This is a genomic window from Pectobacterium cacticida (assembly GCF_036885195.1).
Lineage (GTDB): Bacteria > Pseudomonadota > Gammaproteobacteria > Enterobacterales > Enterobacteriaceae > Pectobacterium > Pectobacterium cacticida.
Genome location: NZ_CP133656.1, coordinates 488602 through 509260, shown reverse-complemented (window position 1 = coordinate 509260; position 20659 = coordinate 488602). Strand labels below are relative to the sequence as shown.

The window sequence follows — 20659 nt, the reverse complement described above, 5'->3', positions numbered from 1 at the left end:
ATTTGTCTAATGACATACTTTTAAATATGTCGTAAAGCAATGCAATGAAATAACAGACAAAAAGGGGATTTTATGAGCGCGACAACTGAACTATACGAATCAAAGAAGATTTCATGGGGCAGTATCATCGCCGGTGTTATTACTGTACTCGCCGTTTCTCTTCTACTTTCCACACTTGGCACAAGTTTCGGCCTTGCCATCGTCGATCCGCTATCGGATGAGCCCGTCAGCGGCGTCGGCACCGCCGTGCTAGTGTGGTCGTCGTTATCCATCATTATCAGTTTAGCTCTCGGTGCTTTTGTCGCAGGAAGGCTCGCGGCCATCGACGGGTTAATTCATGGTTTTCTGGTCTGGGCGACCACATTGATTGTTACCGTAGTCTTAGGCGGCATGCTAATCGGAGGGACGTTAAAAGCGGCTGGCGGCGCATTAAGCTCCGTCGCATCAGTGGCGGGTAGCGCGGTGTCTGGCGCGGGCTCCGCTGTAGGAGGAGGATTACAGGGGCTGGCGAATCTTGGATCGCAGGCATTTGGTGACATTGACCTAGACGCTTCACTGCAACCCCAGGAGCTCACAGAGGAGGTAGCCAATGCGCTGAGCAAAAGTGATATCGAATCGCTTCATCCTGACTTCATGAAAAAGCAGCTCGAAGGAGCCAAACAGGAAATTGGCGCCGCGGTTAAAGCCATCGCGGTTAACGGTGATGATAGTGAGCAGGTCATTCAGGATCTCATCGCTAAACTAAAAAAACGCGGGGAAGCGTTGGCTCAGGATGTCGATCGCGACAGCTTGACCAAAGTATTAGCGGATAATACTAGTTTATCGCAGGAAGAAGTTAACCAAACCGTCGATAATATTATCGCTGCAAAGGATAAAACAACAGAACTCGTCAATACCCGCTTGCAAGAAGCAGAAGCCAGTATTGAGCAAGCCAAACAACAATATGAAGAGTTGAAACAAAAAGCACGTGAACAAGCTGCCGAAGCCGCTGCAGCAGGTGCTAAAGCCGCGCTATGGTCTTTCTTCGCACTGTTAATTGGCGCTATTGTCAGCTTATTTGCTGGTCTTAAAGGCGTCAAAACCAGCGCCCGCTATCGCCATACCGGACAGCCGTAAAGCAAACACGGATATCCTTTCATTTTGACATACTCCCCGTCCTACAGGGCGGGGTTTTACGATGTGCCTGATAACTACTGGCTAGGGATTAGCCTAGACTCTATCTAACCTCATTCTGGCCGTCGCCCTCTGATGCAGGGCTGGCGAGCATAGGGCTATCTCCGTAAGTGACGTGCCTGACGCACGTAAAAAAACCGCAGGCCATTACATGGCCTGCGGTCATATCACACCATAACTGCGCTAATTATTTAGCGGTTTTCTCTGCGGCAGCAGGCTTCTCGGTTTTTGCCCCATCCGCCGCTTTCAAATCGGTGTCGGATTTAATGTCCAGCAATTCAACATCGAACACCAGGGTCGAGTTAGCCGGAATACCAGGCACGCCATTTTCGCCGTAGGCCAGCGCCGGCGGAATAGCCAGCTTGATTTTACCGCCTTTCTTAACGTGTTTCAGACCTTCCGTCCATCCTGGGATCACGCCGTCCAGACGGAAAGATAGCGGCTCACCACGTTTATAGGAGTTATCGAACTCGCTACCGTCGACCAACGTTCCTTTATAATTAACCACCACGGTATCGCTGTCTTTCGGTGCCTGACCACTCCCTTCCTTCTCAACTTTATATAACAGGCCAGATGCCGTTTTCTTCACGCCTTTTTCTTTGGCGAACGACTCAAGATACTTGGCGCCTTTATCGGCATTATCTTTCGCATCTTGCTTCATTTTCGCTTCAGCAGCGGCTTTCACTTTACCTTCAAAACCTTGTAGCGTTTTCTCGATTTCTTCATCAGTCAGCTTACTTTTATCTGCGAAAGCATCCTGAACGCCAGCAATTAACTGGCTTTTATCCAGTTTAATCCCTAACTTTTCTTGTTCTTTCAGGGAATTATCCATATAACGCCCTAAAGATGCGCCCAACGCATAGGCCGCTGCCTGCTCATCGTTCTTGAATTTAGCCGCCCTCGCGTTCTCAGACGCCGGTGCGCTCTCTGCCGCCATAACCGAGCCTGCGTTAAGGGTCAGAGCCATCGTTGTCGCTAATAGCGTTACTTTAAACAGTGATTTCATCCATTTCTCCAGCATCTGGAGCGATGTGCTCCAGCCATCATTAAATATATTCGCGCCTACTATAGCTGTGCAAACGCAGGCAACACAACGGCGCACTCGACAATCCGTTGATAAAAAAACGTCAGTACGCTTTTCTGACACCCATTGTGCCGTCTTAAGGCAATCAGCCAATGACACACCCTATTCCGGATAAGGCATTGCGCCCTACTGCGACCATTTTTACTACCAGAAGTTTCCGCTTTCTGACAAACTCGCGGGTAATAAGAAGTAAGGGGGAAGGAAAGAATGATGTTCTTATCTGAATTTGAAGCACGGCTGGAACAACTAGAGACGCGGCAGGCCTTTCAGGAACTCACGATCGAAGAGCTAAACCAAACGGTGATTCAACACGAGCGGGAAATTAGCCGCCTGCGCGAACACGTCCGCTTGCTGACGGACAGATTACGCAACCAGCAAACCTCGCTCGTTGCGCCGCAGTCCGAGGAAACGCCGCCGCCCCATTATTGAGTGTGAATGACGTATTTGGTCGAGTACAACAGACACTATAAAAAAACCTCAGGCGATATTATCAACCTGAGGTTTTTTATGCGCGGTAACGGATTAGTGGCAACCGCATCCGCCGTGACCGCCACAGCCGCCCTTCCCGTGCTGGTGATCGTGATCGTGGTCGTGGCCGCCGCAGCATCCATCGCCATGTTCGTGATCGTGCTCACCATGGACATGGCCGTGCGCCAGTTCTTCTTCCGTCGCCTCGCGGATAGCAACGATTTCAACATTAAAGCTCAGATTCTGGCCTGCCAACATGTGGTTGCCATCGACGACAACGTGGTCATCTTCAACTTCGGTAATTTCAACCGGCACTGGCCCTTGATCGGTATCAGCCAGAAAACGCATGCCAACCTGCAACTCGTCAACGCCCATAAAGACATCTTTCGGTACACGTTGCACCAGATTCTCGTCATAGTTGCCGTAAGCATCGTTAGAGCCAATATTGACATCAAACTTCTCACCGGCATCCCGCCCTTCTAGCGCCGTTTCCAAACCTGAGATCAAGGAACCATGGCCATGCAGATAGTCCAACGGCGCACTCACCGGAGACTCATCAACCAACACACCGTCTTCTGTACGTACCTGGTAGGCCAGACTGACCACCCGATCTTTTGCTACTTTCATGATATCTCCTACCGTTGGAAATCAAACTGGCGCAAATTGTAGCTGAAAAATGCCCCTATGTACCGTCTGGAATCAAAAAACGTCAGCGGTTAACGGCAATGTCGTCACGCCGCGTCTTCTCATTCCGGCCGAAAGATCCCGATGATATCGCCAGAGCGTGCGTCAGGTGTTGTCATAGAAGCGTCTGGCCGACATTGACGGTATCCACATTTTACGCACACCACCACCTCAACGTCATTCTCTCGACCAACGGCCAGCGTGTCCTGGGCCTGGCACGTCGGACACACCGCCCCGGCAATAAAGCGTTTACGCATGATAGCTCCCACTAGAATTCCTAGCCCTGTAACCTATTTTGATAGACGTTGAGCAATTATTCACCATTCTCATCCCACAAGCTGGGTCGACGGCGCTCGAACTGCATTTCTCGTTGGAAAATATCTTCCAATTCACGGCGCGCCTCTTTCACTCGCGAGATTTGCGCAACCTCTCCCGTCATTTGCGGCATCAGCTCACGCAACATACGCATGTCCAGACGACGGAAATGCTCCTGCGCCCTCATCGCCTGATGCGGATGCATGCCCAGCGTAACCAGGGTTTTTCGCCCTAACTCCAGCGCGCTGGAAAAGGTCTCGCGTGAAAAATACTTTACGCCCGTCTTTAACAACTCATGTGCTTCCACACGCCCACGCGCTCGCGCCAGAATCTCAAGATGCGGGAAATGCTGCTGGCACAAATGTACGATCTCCATCGCATCTTCCGGCGAATTACAGGTGACAACGATGGATCGCGCTTTATCTGCCCCCGCCGCACGCAATAGCTCCAACTCGGTGGCATCGCCATAATAAACTTTGTAACCATAGCTGCGCATCAGGCTCACCACGCTGATATCGCGCTCCAACACCGTAATTCGCATCTTGTTCGCCATCAGTAAGCGACCAATCACCTGCCCAAAACGCCCGAACCCCACGACGATAACCTGCGGTGCGTCATCTTCAACATGCGGTTTCTCATCTGGATCATCCTGCACGTTATAACGACGCACCAGAATGCGGTCAATCGCCTGCATCAGTAAAGGCGTCGTCATCATTGACAGCGTTACCGTCACCAGTAACAGCGGGAGTTGTTCACCTTGCAATACATTAAATGAGGCGGCGGCGGAAAACAGGACGAAAGCGAATTCACCGCCCTGACTAAGCACCCCGGCAAACTGCAAGCGCTCGGAACGGCGCATCCGATTAACGCGTGCCAGAAAATATAAAACAGCCCCTTTTACGGCTACCAGCACCAGTACCGCTATCAGCACTTTACCGATGTGGAGATAGAGAATACCAAGATTCAGCGCCATTCCCACGGAGATAAAAAACAGTCCTAGCAGCAGCCCTTTAAAGGGTTCAATGGCGATTTCCAATTCATGTCGGTATTCGCTTTCAGCCAGCAGAATACCGGCGATAAAGGTCCCCAATGCCATAGAAAGCCCTAATGCTTCCATAAACAACGCAGAACCGAGCACCAATAACAGTGCGGCGGCGGTGAACACCTCGCGCACGCCGGATGCGGCGATAAAACGGAACAAAGGGCGAACCAGGAAACGCCCCCCGATGAGCATACCGAGAAAGGCGGCGACTTTCAGTCCAATTCGTTCCCAATCGCCAAAGTCACCTTGTACGCCTGCCAATATGGGAATCAGCGCCAGCGCGGGGATCACAGCTAAATCTTGAAATAGCAAGACTGAAAAACCAAGCTGCCCGGACTCGTTGCGATTCATGCCTTTCTCTCGCATCAGTTGCAACGCCATAGCCGTCGACGACATCGCCAGCCCCACGCCACCGATCAACGCTGATTGCCACGAGAAATTCGTCATGTATAAGGCCCCGCCTAGAATCAGCGTACTCAGGACCACTTGAGCCGCCCCGATACCGAAGATTGAACGGCGTAGCTTCCAGAGTTTAGATGGATTCAGTTCCAGACCGATAATGAACATCAGGAACACGACGCCGAGTTCCGAAAAATGCAGGATGGCCTCCACATCGCGGATAAAACCTAACCCCCACGGGCCAATGGCGATCCCGGCGATCAAATACCCCAACACCGCCCCCATCCCCAATCGTGCGGCGATCGGTACAGCAAGCACAGCCACAAATAAAAACAAAACGCCAGCGCTCAGTAGCGAGGAACTGTCCATATTCAGTGTTACTCTTTGGGTAAAGGGGAGGAGAGCCATTCGCCATAAGCACTGGCTTGACTCAACAGTGCATCTGGCCGTAAACGGCGCGCGCGGTAAATAATCAGCGGCTTCATCCAATGCATTTGGCACATAGCCGCCGTTAACTCAAACGGGCGCAGTAAATCTGCCATAAGATAACGGTTGCTACCATCGACATGATAAGCCTTTTCCGTTTCGCCGGTGGTGATCACTGAACGCCAATATTTTCCCGCTAACGCATTACCGCCTATACCATTAGCAAAACCACGGGATAACACCCTATCGAACCACTCTTTCAATAATGCCGGGCAGCTATATGTATAAAAAGGGTGTTGGAAAACAATGAGCTGATGTTCACGTAGGAGTTGTTGCTCGTAATGAGTATCGATAAAAAAATCAGGATAGTGCGCGTAAAGATCGTGAACAGTAACATTGGGCAACCGCTGTGCCGGTTGCAATAAGACCCGGTTTGCTACCGAATCCTGTGGTTCAGGATGGGCATACAGCAGCAAAATTCTCGGTGGCTGCGACATCATTCCCCCTCCAAAGCGTCGTCATAATAATCATTTTCCGTTACCATGCAGCGCAACGACTAAAATCAGGACACCCCATGCCCTGATATACCCACAATTTAACATACTCTGAACATACGGCGCTTTATGATTGTTTTCTCTTCTCTGCAAATTCGACGTGGTGTGCGCGTTCTGATCGACAACGCGACAGCAACCGTTAATCCTGGCCAGAAAGTCGGTCTGGTTGGTAAGAATGGCTGTGGTAAATCTACACTACTGTCATTACTGAAAGGTGAAATCAGTGCCGATAGTGGCAGCGTGACATTTCCGCAAAACTGGTCTCTGGCTTGGGTCAATCAGGAAACGCCAGCCCTGGATAAGCCAGCGTTAGACTACGTCATTGACGGCGACCGTGAGTTTCGCCAATTGGAAGCCGCGTTACAGACAGCCAACGAGGAGGACGACGGCAACGCTATCGCCACCTTGCACGGTAAACTGGATGCGATTCAGGCCTGGACGATTCAGGCCAGAGCCTCAAGCCTGCTCCATGGACTAGGGTTTTCCCAGTCACAGCTACAGCAACCTGTTAGCGCCTTTTCCGGTGGCTGGCGAATGCGTCTGAACCTGGCGCAAGCGTTGATCTGTCGTTCGGACCTGCTATTACTCGATGAACCCACTAACCACCTCGATCTGGATGCGGTAATCTGGCTTGAAAAGTGGCTAAAAAGCTATACCGGTACGCTGATACTCATTTCACACGATCGTGATTTTCTCGATCCAGTCGTGACAAAGATCCTGCACATCGAGCAGCAATCGCTCAACGAATACACCGGTAACTACTCTTCGTTTGAACGCCAGCGCGCCACCCGCCTTGCACAGCAACAATCACTCTACGAGCATCAACAGGAGCGCGTCGCGCACCTGCAACATTATATTGACCGTTTCCGCGCAAAAGCGACCAAAGCAAAACAGGCACAAAGTCGAATTAAGATGTTGGAACGTATGGAGTTGATTGCTCCTGCGCATGTTGATAACCCTTTCCGCTTCAGCTTTCGCGCTCCAGAATCGTTACCTAACCCATTAATAAAAATGGAAAAGGTGAGTGCAGGATATGGCGACAAGCTGATTCTGGAATCGATAAAGCTTAATTTAGTGCCAGGTTCCCGTATCGGGCTGCTTGGTCATAATGGCGCAGGTAAATCCACATTAATCAAGCTGCTTGCCGGCACGCTTGCCCCCCTGAAAGGCGAAATCGGGCTAGCTAAAGGCGTCAAGCTCGGTTACTTTGCCCAGCATCAGTTGGAGTTCCTGCGTGCGGACGAGTCACCACTACAACATATGGTGCGTCTGGCTGAACGAGAAACGGAACAACAGTTGCGGGACTACCTCGGTGGCTTCGGCTTTCAGGGCGATAAGGTTACAGAAATCACTGAACGCTTTTCCGGCGGTGAAAAAGCCCGTTTAGTTCTGGCGCTGATCGTTTGGCAACGCCCTAATCTCCTGTTGCTAGACGAACCCACTAACCACCTCGATCTGGATATGCGTCAGGCATTAACCGAAGCATTAATTGATTTTGAAGGTGCACTGGTTGTCGTTTCGCACGATCGACATTTGATCCGTTCGACTACTGACGATCTTTATCTGGTGCACGACCAGAAAGTAGAACCGTTCGACGGTGATTTGGAAGACTACCAACAGTGGCTGGTCGGTCTGCAACGTCAGGAAAATTCAGCCTCCGAAACACCAAAAGAAAATGCCGCCAATAGCGCGCAAAATAGAAAAGATCAAAAACGTCGTGAAGCCGAGTTAAGAGCGCAAACCCAACCGTTGCGTAAAAAAATCACTAAGCTTGAACAACAAATGGAAACACTGTCGAAAACATTGGCCACATTTGAAGCCCGGCTGGCAGATAGCGCAATCTATGACATCAGTCGCAAGGCAGAGCTTACCGACTGTCTGCAACAACAAACTAAGGTCAAAATCGAGTTGGAAGAAACGGAGCTAGCCTGGCTGGACGCACAGGAACAATTAGAGCAGATGATGCTTAATGAATAAGCATCGTCTTTCATACCACAAAGGAGTAGCGAGCAGTAAACCGCTCGCTATTTCATCACCGCACTATTCATTAATGCCAAATCAACAACACACAGGCGGCGGTCAGCAGTCCCATAGACACATTAAAGATAATCCACGCTTTTTTACTTCGTAACAGCCGACCTATCATTGTGCCGAATCCTAGCCAGATAACACCGGACACCAGATTCACCAGCACAATCCCGATGCTTATCGCGATGACAGAATGGTTATACTCTTCACCCGCCAGGCTAAAACTGGCCACCGCGCCCAGCGCCATTAGCCATGCTTTCGGATTCAGGAATTGTAGTAGCCACCCCTGATAAAGTCGGATCGGCTGAGGAGGCGCAACAGAGGTTTCCAGCCGTTCATAAGCCGCCGTAGCGATTTTCCACGCTAGCCAGAGCAAATAGGCGCTCCCCAGAACTTTAAGGATAAAGTGCAGAGAAGGATAAATGAGGATTAGTCCACCAACGCCGAATGCCACCAATAGCAAAATGCTCTGCATACCCAACATAATACCAACCATGAGCCACAGAGAACGCATAAAGCCAAAGTTCGCGCCCGAAGTGGTTAACAGCATATTATTCGGACCTGGTGTAATGGCCGCTACCCACAAAAAACCCAACATCGAAAGAAATAAACTTAGTTCCATTATTTATGGGCGCTCCGGACCCAAATGTTGTACCAACTAGCAGCATTGAAGCTAACAGTGTGATATTGATCATACAAGAGCCACCAACAAGATTTTCGTCTTCTTTATGCCTAACCACTTTCATCCACTACGCGGCGCCCATAATCCACACCTGCAAACACTTTTACCACGCCTAATTCGTCGTTCTGTATCGTTCTTACCCATCTGGCAATCACTTGAATTACCCGACGGCGATTTTGTCGATCTGGCGTGGAGCGAAGCACCGGAACAGGCTAAGCACAAACCACGCGTGGTGTTATTTCACGGGCTTGAGGGCAATTTTTACAGCCCCTACGCTCATGGCCTGTTACAAGCCTGTAAGCAGTACGATTGGTTGAGCGTTGTCATGCATTTTCGCGGATGCGGCGGCAAACCCAACCGTATGAAGCGACTGTATCACTCCGGCGAAACCAGCGATGCCAGTTATTTTCTGCGCTGGATGCAGGAAACGTTGGGCGATGCCCCCACTGCCGCCATCGGCGTTTCTCTTGGCGGCAATATGCTAGCCTGCCTCCTCGCCCAGCAGGGCAGCTCTTGTTACCTGTCCGCGGCCACGATTGTCAGCGCACCGTTGATGCTTGAGCCTTGTAGCCGTCGGATGGAACAAGGCTTCTCCCGACTTTATCAGTATTACCTGCTGCATCTGCTGAAACAAAGCGTCGGCCGTAAGCTAGACGCCTATCCGGATACACTACCGATTCACTTTTCGCAGTTGAAGCGCATTCGCCGATTACAGGAGTTTGATGACGTCATTACCTCTCGTATCCACGGCTTCAGCGATGCTATAGACTATTATCAACGCTGTAGCGCCTTGCCGTTGCTGTCCCAGATTCGTAAACCGCTACTCATCATCCACGCGAGGGACGATCCTTTCATGACGCCAGACGTTATTCCCGATCTATCACAATTACCTTCTAATATTGAATATCAGTTAACAGAACACGGCGGACATGTTGGCTTCGTCAGTGGCACCTGGTTGAAACCGGAAATGTGGCTGGAACAGCGTATTCCTCTTTGGCTTAACACATTTTTGAACCACGCCGCTGATGCCTCTTTATGAACCATTTTACTCAGGAATTATAACGTGATTATTCCCTGGCAACAGCTCGATCCAGATACGCTGGATAACATCATTGAAGCTTTCGTTCTGCGCGAAGGTACGGATTATGGCGAACAAGAATGGTCGCTAGCACAGAAAGTGGAAGATGTTCGCCGGCAACTGAAGTCCGGTGACATCGTGTTAGTATGGTCTGAGCTACATGAGAGCCTCAATATTATGCCGCGTGCTCAGTTCAATGCCGGAGAAGATACCCCTTATTAACGTAGCGAACGGTATCACAGGGCAGACTAAGCATGTTTAAAACTTGCGCGATTATTGAGGATATGCGTAAGCACTCTCACTCTACTTTGTAGGTTAACCATCACGGAGTCACGCGCCTTATGTCATATCAGCATCCGATTATTGCGGTAACTGGCTCCAGCGGAGCGGGTACAACTACAACCAGTCGGGCCTTCCATAAGATTTTTCAGCAACTCCATCTAAGTGCGGCCCGATTGGAAGGCGATAGCTTCCACCGCTATACCCGTCCGGAAATGGATATGGCTATCCGCAAAGCGCGTGATTTAGGGCGCCATATTAGTTACTTTGGCCCGGAAGCGAATGATTTCAGTCTGTTGGAACAATCATTTATTGAATACAGTCTGCATGGACGCGGCCAGACGCGTAAATATCTTCATACTTACGACGAGGCGATTCCTTACAATCAAGTTCCCGGAACGTTTACTCCGTGGGAGCCGATGCCGGAACCCACCGATATTCTGTTTTATGAAGGGCTGCACGGCGGCGTAGTCACTGAGCAAAACGACGTGGCACAGCATGTGGATTTACTCGTCGGCGTGGTGCCGATCGTTAACTTAGAGTGGATACAAAAACTGATGCGAGACATCAATGAACGAGGTCACTCGCGTGAGGCCGTAATGGACTCCGTCGTCCGTTCAATGGAAGACTACATCACCTACATCACGCCACAGTTCTCTCGTACACACATTAACTTCCAGCGCGTACCTACGGTGGATACCTCTAACCCGTTCGCGGCTAAGTCAATTCCGTCACTGGATGAAAGTTTCGTCGTCATTCACTTTCAGGGGTTGGATGCTATTGATTATCCCTATTTACTCGCCATGTTACAGGGATCCTTTATTTCCCACATTAACACGCTGGTCGTTCCTGGCGGGAAAATGGGGTTGGCGATGGAATTAATCATGGCACCACTGGTACAGCGATTGGTTGAAGGGAAAGCGATTAAATAAGCGCGACAGGTTCGGCGATATCGCGCTCAGAGAAACGTTATGACAACGTTCTAATTTCGTAGCTGTGTGTTACCTTAACAATATTACTCAACATTAGCGCTACTGAGCAGTATTTTTCCGCTGATAGTGCAGCAGCGCGTTCAACAGCATTATCGGTCAGATTTTTGCCCGTAACGATAAAATGCAGATTGATATGAGTAAATAAACGCGGCGTTTCAGACCGTCGCTCTGACGTTAATCTCACCTCACAGTCGGTCATATCATTACGCCCTTTTTGCAGAATCGACACTACATCGATCGCGCTACACCCTCCAACCGACATCAACACCATTTCCATCGGGCTGGGCGCTTTATCACCGGAATTACCATCCATCAATATCTGATGCCCTGACGCGGACTCCCCCAGAAACGTTAAACCCTCAACCCATTTCACCCGAGCTTGCATGATGCTTCCCCGCTAAAATTTTTTTGAAAACTTATATCTTAACTGTACAAAAGTCAGCAAAATTCGGCGCGTTGTCATACTGACGCGAGACAACACAAGACACATCCTCAAAGCTGTGTTAAAACAAAAATAGAATAGACTGTTTCTGGACGCCCCCTGAAACGAAGAAGATGATGGCGTAACCAAACATACCTCAGTTATGTTTACGGTGCGGCAAGACAGCAACCGGAAATCAGGGGGTACAATGGTTCCAGTATATTCCCTGACATCATTCTGCCTAGACTAAATTTTATTTTTAGCAGTTAAACGCGCCGTACAGGGAACTCTGACCCCTGTAATTTGCGTAGTAAATTACAACAGAGGATGATAGCGAATGGTTCTCGGCAAACCGCAAACAGACCCAACTCTCGAATGGTTCCTTTCCCATTGTCACATCCATAAGTATCCATCGAAGAGCACGCTGATTCACCAAGGTGAAAAAGCAGAAACGCTTTACTATATCGTTAAAGGCTCTGTCGCAGTGCTAATCAAGGATGAAGAAGGCAAGGAAATGATCCTTTCCTACCTCAATCAAGGCGATTTTATTGGTGAGCTTGGCCTATTCGAAGAAGGTCAGGAACGCAGCGCCTGGGTCCGAGCGAAAACAGCTTGTGAAGTTGCAGAAATTTCTTATAAAAAATTCCGCCAACTTATTCAAGTCAATCCAGATATTCTCATGCGTCTATCTGCTCAAATGGCAAGTCGCCTCCAGGTAACTTCAGAAAAAGTGGGCAATCTTGCCTTCCTTGATGTCACTGGCCGTATCGCACAGACTCTACTTAACCTGGCCAAACAGCCTGATGCCATGACACACCCAGATGGCATGCAAATAAAAATTACTCGCCAGGAAATTGGACAAATCGTTGGCTGTTCACGTGAAACCGTGGGGCGTATTCTAAAAATGTTAGAAGATCAGAATCTGATTTCTGCTCATGGTAAAACGATTGTCGTTTATGGCACTCGCTAACGCCTTGTAAATCGGCATAGGGCGCAGTTCTTATGAACTGTGCCCCTCCGCGTCACCCGGCATGCGGGTCCGCACCGGGCGGTTTGGGAAGTTGAGGCCAAGAGATGAGGCACTCCCAGACTGTCGAGCCATTGCTGGGTTAAAATACCCTATTGAATAGTTTGGCACTGTATCTCCTCCCGCAGCGGCTGTTGAGCCACCGTCGCACTGACTCCCATTGCACATAACGCCCAGTTCACCGTCTTACCACTCTTCCATTGCTTGAGCTGGATTGCCCTGAGCCGATGTATCCAGCTCGCCGCCAGACTCTTGGCGTTTGCGCTCCCCCTCACGCAAGTGCACTTCGCTTCATTCGTTGTGTTGTGATCAACTTATGGCAGGACTTTCCCCCGCAGGAATGTGCTCATGCTGGGCGCAGCACAGCAAAAAGCCCCTGTCTTGCGACAGGGGCTTTCCACTTGTTTGATGCCTGGCAGTTCCCTACTCTCACATGGGGAGACCCCACACTACCATCGGCGCTACGGCGTTTCACTTCTGAGTTCGGCATGGGGTCAGGTGGGACCACCGCGCTATCGCCGCCAGGCAAATCTGTTTCATTCCGACCGTTACTTAACATGACTCCCTTCTTTGTCATCTCCGTAACCATCAGAACCAATCCTAAAACAAGCTGAATATCGTTCTCTATGCGTCTTTCATCTCTCAAAACACCTTCGGTGTTGTAAGGTTAAGCCTCTCGGGTCATTAGTACTGGTCAGCTCAACGTATCGCTACGCTTACACACCCAGCCTATCTACGTCGTCGTCTTCAACGGCCCTTCAGGGGCATCTTGTGCCCAGGGAAGACTCATCTCGAGGCAAGTTTCCCGCTTAGATGCTTTCAGCGGTTATCTCTTCCGCACGTAGCTACCGGGCAATGCAATTGGCATCACAACCCGTACACCAGCGGTGCGTTCACTCCGGTCCTCTCGTACTAGGAGCAACCCCTCTCAATCTTCCTACGCCCACGGCAGATAGGGACCGAACTGTCTCACGACGTTCTAAACCCAGCTCGCGTACCACTTTAAATGGCGAACAGCCATACCCTTGGGACCTACTTCAGCCCCAGGATGTGATGAGCCGACATCGAGGTGCCAAACACCGCCGTCGATATGAACTCTTGGGCGGTATCAGCCTGTTATCCCCGGAGTACCTTTTATCCGTTGAGCGATGGCCCTTCCATTCAGAACCACCGGATCACTAAGACCTGCTTTCGCACCTGCTCGAGCTGTCACTCTCGCAGTCAAGCTAGCTTATGCCTTTGCACTAACCTCCTGATGTCCGACCAGGATTAGCTAACCTTCGTGCTCCTCCGTTACGCTTTGGGAGGAGACCGCCCCAGTCAAACTACCCACCAGACACTGTCCGCAACCCCGCTCAGGGGCCCACGTTAGAACATCAAACATTAAAGGGTGGTATTTCAAGGTTGGCTCCACGCAGACTGGCGTCCACGCTTCAAAGCCTCCCACCTATCCTACACATCAAGGCTCAAGGTTCAGTGTCAAGCTATAGTAAAGGTTCACGGGGTCTTTCCGTCTTGCCGCGGGTACACTGCATCTTCACAGCGAGTTCAATTTCACTGAGTCTCGGGTGGAGACAGCCTGGCCATCATTACGCCATTCGTGCAGGTCGGAACTTACCCGACAAGGAATTTCGCTACCTTAGGACCGTTATAGTTACGGCCGCCGTTTACCGGGGCTTCGATCAAGAGCTTCGCCTTACAGCTTACCCCATCAATTAACCTTCCGGCACCGGGCAGGCGTCACACCGTATACGTCCACTTTCGTGTTTGCACAGTGCTGTGTTTTTAATAAACAGTTGCAGCCAGCTGGTATCTTCGACTGGTCTTAGCTCCATCCGCCAGGGACTTCACCAACTCCAGCGTGCCTTCTCCCGAAGTTACGGCACCATTTTGCCTAGTTCCTTCACCCGAGTTCTCTCAAGCGCCTGAGTATTCTCTACCTGACCACCTGTGTCGGTTTGGGGTACGATTCGATGTGACCTGGTGCTTAGAGGCTTTTCCTGGAAGCGTAGCATCGGTTACTTCATCACCGTAGTGACTCGTCATCACGCCTCAGTGTTAACAATGACCCGGATTTTCCTAAGTCATCCACCTTCACGCTTAAACCGGGACAACCGTCGCCCGGATAACCTAGCTTTCTCCGTCCCCCCTTCGCAGTCACACCCAGTACAGGAATATTAACCTGTTTCCCATCGACTACGCCTTTCGGCCTCGCCTTAGGGGTCGACTCACCCTGCCCCGATTAACGTTGGACAGGAACCCTTGGTCTTCCGGCGTGCGGGTTTTTCACCCGCATTATCGTTACTTATGTCAGCATTCGCACTTCTGATACCTCCAGCAGCCCTCACAGGCCACCTTCGCAGGCTTACAGAACGCTCCCCTACCCAACAACACCTTAGTGTCGCTGCCGCAGCTTCGGTGCATGGTTTAGCCCCGTTACATCTTCCGCGCAGGCCGACTCGACCAGTGAGCTATTACGCTTTCTTTAAATGATGGCTGCTTCTAAGCCAACATCCTGGCTGTCTAGGCCTTCCCACATCGTTTCCCACTTAACCATGACTTTGGGACCTTAGCTGGCGGTCTGGGTTGTTTCCCTCTTCACGACGAACGTTAGCACCCGCCGTGTGTCTCCCGTGATAACATTCTTCGGTATTCGTAGTTTGCATCGGGTTGGTAAGTCGGGATGACCCCCTAGCCGAAACAGTGCTCTACCCCCCAAGATGAATTCACGAGGCGCTACCTAAATAGCTTTCGGGGAGAACCAGCTATCTCCCGGTTTGATTGGCCTTTCACCCCCAGCCACAAGTCATCCGCTAATTTTTCAACATTAGTCGGTTCGGTCCTCCAGTTAGTGTTACCCAACCTTCAACCTGCCCATGGCTAGATCACCGGGTTTCGGGTCTATACCCTGCAACTTAACGCCCAGTTAAGACTCGGTTTCCCTCCGGCTCCCCTATTCGGTTAACCTTGCTACAGAATATAAGTCGCTGACCCATTATACAAAAGGTACGCAGTCACCCAACTAGTGGGCTTCCACTGCTTGTACGTACACGGTTTCAGGTTCTATTTCACTCCCCTCGCCGGGGTTCTTTTCGCCTTTCCCTCACGGTACTGGTTCACTATCGGTCAGTCAGGAGTATTTAGCCTTGGAGGATGGTCCCCCCATCTTCAGACAGGATATCACGTGTCCCGCCCTACTCATCGAACTCACAGCCTGTGCATTTTTGTGTACGGGACTATCACCCTTTACTGTGCGACTTTCCAGACGCTTCCACTAATACACACACTGATTCAGGTTCTGGGCTCTTCCCCGTTCGCTCGCCGCTACTGGGGGAATCTCGGTTGATTTCTTTTCCTCGGGGTACTGAGATGTTTCAGTTCCCCCGGTTCGCCTCATGACACTATGGATTCATGTCATGATAGTGTGTCTAAACACACTGGGTTTCCCCATTCGGGTATCGTCGGGTATAACGCTTCATATCAGCTTACCGACGCTTTTCGCAGATTAGCACGCCCTTCATCGCCTCTGACTGCCTAGGCATCCACCGTGTACGCTTAGTCGCTTAACCTCACAACCCGAAGGTGTCTTTGATAAACCAAAGTCATCATCGCGCTGTGATTATTTGAGAGACTCATTGACAGACAAATTCACCGTGTTTACCCATAAATAGCCAAGGTATTCACGATTATTCCGCTGTCATGTTTCAATTTTCAGCTTGTTCCAGATTGTTAAAGAGCAATATCGTAAACACGACTTATCAAAGTCATCTTTACGATATTCAGGATAATGTCTTTCACTCATTATCGGATTGGCGTCCCCAAGGGGATTCGAACCCCTGTTACCGCCGTGAAAGGGCGGTGTCCTAGGCCTCTAGACGATGGGGACACGAAAACTCCGTACCGAATCAGACATCCGGCACGCTCGCATCAGCATGAGTTAACACTCATTACATCAACAGGTGCGCTTGCTCATTTTTTTCATCAGACAATCTGTGTGAGCACTTCACTCAACGCACATCTTTCTTGGTAAGGAGGTGATCCAACCGCAGGTTCCCCTACGGTTACCTTGTTACGACTTCACCCCAGTCATGAATCACAAAGTGGTAAGCGCCCCCCCGAAGGTTAAGCTACCTACTTCTTTTGCAACCCACTCCCATGGTGTGACGGGCGGTGTGTACAAGGCCCGGGAACGTATTCACCGTAGCATTCTGATCTACGATTACTAGCGATTCCGACTTCATGGAGTCGAGTTGCAGACTCCAATCCGGACTACGACGTACTTTATGAGGTCCGCTCACCCTCGCAGGCTCGCTTCTCTTTGTATACGCCATTGTAGCACGTGTGTAGCCCTACTCGTAAGGGCCATGATGACTTGACGTCATCCCCACCTTCCTCCGGTTTATCACCGGCAGTCTCCTTTGAGTTCCCGACCTAATCGCTGGCAACAAAGGATAAGGGTTGCGCTCGTTGCGGGACTTAACCCAACATTTCACAACACGAGCTGACGACAGCCATGCAGCACCTGTCTCACAGTTCCCGAAGGCACTAAGGTATCTCTACCAAATTCTGTGGATGTCAAGAGTAGGTAAGGTTCTTCGCGTTGCATCGAATTAAACCACATGCTCCACCGCTTGTGCGGGCCCCCGTCAATTCATTTGAGTTTTAACCTTGCGGCCGTACTCCCCAGGCGGTCGACTTAACGCGTTAGCTCCGGAAGCCACGCCTCTAGGGCACAACCTCCAAGTCGACATCGTTTACAGCGTGGACTACCAGGGTATCTAATCCTGTTTGCTCCCCACGCTTTCGCACCTGAGCGTCAGTCTTTGTCCAGGGGGCCGCCTTCGCCACCGGTATTCCTCCAGATCTCTACGCATTTCACCGCTACACCTGGAATTCTACCCCCCTCTACAAGACTCTAGCCTGTCAGTTTTGAATGCAGTTCCCAGGTTAAGCCCGGGGATTTCACATCCAACTTAACAAACCGCCTGCGTGCGCTTTACGCCCAGTCATTCCGATTAACGCTTGCACCCTCCGTATTACCGCGGCTGCTGGCACGGAGTTAGCCGGTGCTTCTTCTGCGGGTAACGTCAATCATGAAAGGTATTCGCTCTCACGCCTTCCTCCCCGCTGAAAGTGCTTTACAACCCGAAGGCCTTCTTCACACACGCGGCATGGCTGCATCAGGCTTGCGCCCATTGTGCAATATTCCCCACTGCTGCCTCCCGTAGGAGTCTGGACCGTGTCTCAGTTCCAGTGTGGCTGGTCATCCTCTCAGACCAGCTAGGGATCGTCGCCTAGGTGAGCCTTTACCTCACCTACTAGCTAATCCCATCTGGGCACATCCGATGGCAAGAGGCCCTAAGGTCCCCCTCTTTGGTCTTGCGACATTATGCGGTATTAGCTACCGTTTCCAGTAGTTATCCCCCTCCATCAGGCAGTTTCCCAGACATTACTCACCCGTCCGCCGCTCGTCACCCGAGAGCAAGCTCTCTGTGTTACCGCTCGACTTGCATGTGTTAGGCCTGCCGCCAGCGTTCAATCTGAGCCATGATCAAACTCTTCAATTTAAGATTTGTTTGATTTGCTGAACTCGTCAGCCATGCTCAAAGAATTAAAACTGTTTATTCGTAATGAATTTACTGTTGTTCACTCTTCAAGACTTTTTATATCGTTAAGATACGGTCTTGTGAGTGCCCACACAGATTGTCTGATTGAATTGTTAAAGAGCAGTGCCGCAGCGTACTGCGGCGCGGGCGCATATGTTATGCGTTTCCGCTGTGAAGTCAAGTCATGACTGACTGCCTTCGTTGAATCTTTTTCCTTTCCACCACAACCGCGTGTCGCTGTTGCCGTGTCAGTGGTGGCGCATTATAGGGACTTCTCGCCGCCTGACAAGCGCTAAATGCAGAATAATTTCCGAGTGAGTTTTTTTTCAACAAAACGCAGTGAAAGTCACCGTTATGCGGGATTTTTCTCCGCTAACTGAGCGAAATCTCGAGCAAACCGGGCAACCTGTTTCCAGTCCGTATATTCAATCTCTTTAGTGCTATCCGTTTCTCCTCCCGTCATTCGCATAATCAGCTGAATCATTACCCGATCAAACCAGCGGTAACGTGGATAGCGCAGGGCACCAGCAAACACACAACACAAATCCGGCTGCCACGGAGAACTCAGCAGGAATTTCCGTGTATAAGCATTGGTTTGTACTGTGCGCTTTTCTGGCTTACGTGCAGTGAGGTTCACGGAGAAGAATGCGCTTGGCAACTGTTGCAGAGAAGACAGGTGTTTATGGATGAATTGATTTACCGCAGGATGAAAGCGCCCGTATCGAATCGATGCCCCAATCATCACCCGATCGTATTGGTCAAGATCGATATCGTTCGCGCTGAGTACGTTAACAACATCACACTCCAGGGTTCCTTTCAGCGTATTCGCAATAGAGGAAGCAATCGCTCTTGTTTGCCCATCCCGACTCGAAAACACGATCAAAGCTTTCATGGTTCTTTATCCTTGTGAGAACTATTCCCGCCAGAAAGTTGGCGTAAACAGTACTAAAAGCGTGAAAACTTCCAAACGACCAAACAACATTGTCAGTATCAGAATCCATTTCGCTGTATCATTCATTGACGTAAAATTCTCAGCGACAACACCTAGGCCAGGCCCCAGATTATTCAATGTGGCAGCGACCGCGGCAAATGCGGAGAAATCATCAACGCCTGTCGCAATGACGGCCAGCATACTGACAATAAAAACCAGCGCATAGGCGGAAAAGAATCCCCACACGGCTTCAAGTATACGTTCTGGCAACGCTCGATGACCGAGCTTAATCGTATAAACTGCATTCGGGTGCACTAAACGCTTCAGTTCACGCGATCCTTGCAGGAAAAGCAGCAGGATACGGATCACTTTCAGACCGCCCCCGGTTGAGCCCGCACATCCGCCAATAAACGCAGAGCACAGAAGCAGAATAGGTAAAAAAAGCGGCCACGATGCAATACTATCCGTCGTAAAACCAGCGGTTGTCGCCATGGAAACGACCTGGAAAAATGCCTGATTGATTGTCTGCATACCGCTGTCATAAACGTGGTGGAACCACAGGACAATCGTACATACGGCCACCAGCGACAACTGAACAAAAATGAACATGCGGAATTCTGGGTCACGCCAGTATACCTTCAGACTACGACCGCTCAGCAGAGCAAAGTGCAAACCAAAATTACAGCCGGAAATCAGTAGGAATATCGCGATGATAGTATTGATCGTTGGGCTGTTGAAGTAACCGATGCTGGCATCGTGAGTGGAAAATCCGCCGACAGACACCGTAGAGAAACTGTGCCCAATTGCGTCAAATACCGGCATCCCAGCCAGCCAAAGCGAGACAGCGCAAGCGATAGTGAGTAAGAGATAAATCAGCCACAGCGTTTTTGCCGTATCGGCAATACGCGGGCGCATTTTGTTTTCCTTCAATGGCCCCGGCATCTCCGCACGATAAAGCTGCATCCCACCAACACCAAGGATTGGCAGGATGGCAACGGCAAGTACGATGATTCCCATCCCACCGAACCATTGCAGCATCTGTCGATAAAACAGGATAGCTTTAGGCAGTGAATCCAGCCCGACCAACGTGGTTGCCCCCGTTGTCGTTAACCCAGAAAACGACTCGAAGAAAGCGTCTGTCACGCCCAGATTAGGGTGTTCAGCAAACAGGAAAGGCAGCGCACCAACGCTTCCCAGCACCGTCCAGAAGAGAACAACAATGAGGAATCCTTCACGAGACTTCAGTTCATGCTTCTGTTTGCGGTTTGGAAGCCACAGCATGATGCCAATCGCCAGCGCGACAATAAAGGTCTGCGTAAACGCCCGGCCTGCGCCATCGCGGTAAATTAATGCCACCAGTCCGGGAATCACCATCGTCCCAGAGAACAGGATAACCAACTGGCCGACAATACGAGTTATGGCGCGCAAGTGCATCGCGAGGAATTCCTTAATGATTCATAAAAAGCGCTG

The 20659-nt window shown here is 50.5% G+C and carries 16 protein-coding genes, 1 tRNA gene and 3 rRNA genes; 7 read left to right on the top strand and 13 right to left on the bottom strand.

The window, feature by feature from the left end:
• Window positions 1-72 precede the first annotated feature (72 nt).
• A complete protein-coding gene (locus RFN81_RS02405; RefSeq protein WP_264497623.1) occupies window positions 73-1116 on the top strand; it encodes a CAP-Gly protein in 1044 nt (347 codons plus the stop codon).
• Window positions 1117-1360: 244 nt separating this feature from the next.
• On the opposite strand, the gene fkpA is transcribed toward RFN81_RS02405, so the two are convergent.
• A complete protein-coding gene (gene fkpA, locus RFN81_RS02400; protein WP_264497622.1) occupies window positions 1361-2179 on the bottom strand; it encodes an FKBP-type peptidyl-prolyl cis-trans isomerase in 819 nt (272 codons plus the stop codon).
• A gap of 288 nt (window positions 2180-2467) precedes the next feature.
• Here fkpA and RFN81_RS02395 point away from each other — a divergent pair, with 288 nt between their 5' ends.
• Window positions 2468-2686: a protein SlyX gene (locus tag RFN81_RS02395; RefSeq protein ID WP_264498854.1), complete on the top strand. Its 219-nt coding sequence runs from the start codon at window positions 2468-2470 to the stop codon at window positions 2684-2686.
• Window positions 2687-2779: 93 nt separating this feature from the next.
• On the opposite strand, the gene slyD is transcribed toward RFN81_RS02395, so the two are convergent.
• From slyD to kefG, 4 genes are all read right to left on the bottom strand, one after another.
• Window positions 2780-3352, bottom strand: coding sequence for a peptidylprolyl isomerase (gene slyD, locus RFN81_RS02390; RefSeq protein ID WP_264497621.1), 573 nt, complete (start codon window positions 3350-3352; stop codon window positions 2780-2782).
• Window positions 3353-3471: 119 nt separating this feature from the next.
• Entirely contained in the window at window positions 3472-3666 is a 195-nt protein-coding gene (locus tag RFN81_RS02385) for a YheV family putative zinc ribbon protein (protein ID WP_264497620.1), read from the bottom strand.
• Window positions 3667-3722: 56 nt separating this feature from the next.
• Window positions 3723-5534, bottom strand: coding sequence for a glutathione-regulated potassium-efflux system protein KefB (kefB, locus tag RFN81_RS02380; protein WP_264497619.1), 1812 nt, complete (start codon window positions 5532-5534; stop codon window positions 3723-3725).
• An 8-nt stretch (window positions 5535-5542) separates the two neighbouring features.
• Entirely contained in the window at window positions 5543-6088 is a 546-nt protein-coding gene (kefG, locus tag RFN81_RS02375) for a glutathione-regulated potassium-efflux system ancillary protein KefG (protein ID WP_264498853.1), read from the bottom strand.
• 126 nt (window positions 6089-6214) lie between these two features.
• On the opposite strand from kefG, the gene RFN81_RS02370 reads away from it, so the two are divergent.
• Window positions 6215-8122 (top strand): ABC transporter ATP-binding protein, encoded by a 1908-nt coding sequence (locus RFN81_RS02370; RefSeq protein WP_264497618.1) that lies wholly within the window; start codon window positions 6215-6217, stop codon window positions 8120-8122.
• 70 nt (window positions 8123-8192) lie between these two features.
• On the opposite strand, the gene RFN81_RS02365 is transcribed toward RFN81_RS02370, so the two are convergent.
• A complete protein-coding gene (locus RFN81_RS02365) occupies window positions 8193-8795 on the bottom strand; it encodes a LysE family translocator (RefSeq protein WP_264497617.1) in 603 nt (200 codons plus the stop codon).
• Window positions 8796-8901: 106 nt separating this feature from the next.
• Between RFN81_RS02365 and RFN81_RS02360 the strand changes: the two genes are divergently transcribed.
• The 3 genes from RFN81_RS02360 to RFN81_RS02350 all read left to right on the top strand — a co-directional run bounded on the left by RFN81_RS02360 (window position 8902) and on the right by RFN81_RS02350 (window position 11144).
• The gene (locus tag RFN81_RS02360) at window positions 8902-9894 is read left to right on the top strand and encodes a hydrolase (protein WP_264497616.1); all 993 of its coding nucleotides are present in this window, start codon (window positions 8902-8904) and stop codon (window positions 9892-9894) included.
• A 24-nt stretch (window positions 9895-9918) separates the two neighbouring features.
• On the top strand, window positions 9919-10155 hold the full coding sequence (locus tag RFN81_RS02355; protein ID WP_264497615.1) for a YheU family protein: 237 nt from the start codon (window positions 9919-9921) through the stop codon (window positions 10153-10155).
• Window positions 10156-10274: 119 nt separating this feature from the next.
• Window positions 10275-11144, top strand: coding sequence for a phosphoribulokinase (locus tag RFN81_RS02350; RefSeq protein WP_264497614.1), 870 nt, complete (start codon window positions 10275-10277; stop codon window positions 11142-11144).
• Between the two features lie 37 nt (window positions 11145-11181).
• Here RFN81_RS02350 and RFN81_RS02345 read toward each other — a convergent pair whose 3' ends face one another.
• Window positions 11182-11589 carry an OsmC family protein gene (locus RFN81_RS02345; RefSeq protein ID WP_264497613.1) on the bottom strand — a complete coding sequence of 136 codons (408 nt, stop codon included), beginning with the start codon at window positions 11587-11589 and terminating at the stop codon, window positions 11182-11184.
• 373 nt (window positions 11590-11962) lie between these two features.
• Here RFN81_RS02345 and crp point away from each other — a divergent pair, with 373 nt between their 5' ends.
• Window positions 11963-12595 (top strand): cAMP-activated global transcriptional regulator CRP, encoded by a 633-nt coding sequence (gene crp / locus RFN81_RS02340; protein ID WP_004090925.1) that lies wholly within the window; start codon window positions 11963-11965, stop codon window positions 12593-12595.
• 467 nt (window positions 12596-13062) lie between these two features.
• On the opposite strand, the gene rrf is transcribed toward crp, so the two are convergent.
• The 6 genes from rrf to trkH all read right to left on the bottom strand — a co-directional run bounded on the left by rrf (window position 13063) and on the right by trkH (window position 20623).
• Window positions 13063-13178: ribosomal RNA gene (gene rrf, locus RFN81_RS02335) — 5S ribosomal RNA — on the bottom strand.
• 137 nt (window positions 13179-13315) lie between these two features.
• Window positions 13316-16221: ribosomal RNA gene (locus tag RFN81_RS02330) — 23S ribosomal RNA — on the bottom strand.
• Window positions 16222-16462: 241 nt separating this feature from the next.
• Window positions 16463-16538, bottom strand: a tRNA-Glu gene (locus tag RFN81_RS02325).
• A 141-nt stretch (window positions 16539-16679) separates the two neighbouring features.
• Window positions 16680-18219 (bottom strand): 16S ribosomal RNA (locus RFN81_RS02320).
• Together the 16S, 23S and 5S rRNA genes with 1 tRNA gene alongside form the textbook arrangement of a ribosomal RNA operon.
• Before the next feature lie 391 nt (window positions 18220-18610).
• The gene (gene hemG, locus RFN81_RS02315) at window positions 18611-19150 is read right to left on the bottom strand and encodes a menaquinone-dependent protoporphyrinogen IX dehydrogenase (RefSeq protein ID WP_264497612.1); all 540 of its coding nucleotides are present in this window, start codon (window positions 19148-19150) and stop codon (window positions 18611-18613) included.
• Window positions 19151-19171: 21 nt separating this feature from the next.
• Complete coding sequence (gene trkH / locus RFN81_RS02310; protein ID WP_264497611.1) at window positions 19172-20623, bottom strand: Trk system potassium transporter TrkH; 1452 nt, start codon at window positions 20621-20623, stop codon at window positions 19172-19174.
• Between the last annotated feature and the right edge of the window lie 36 nt (window positions 20624-20659).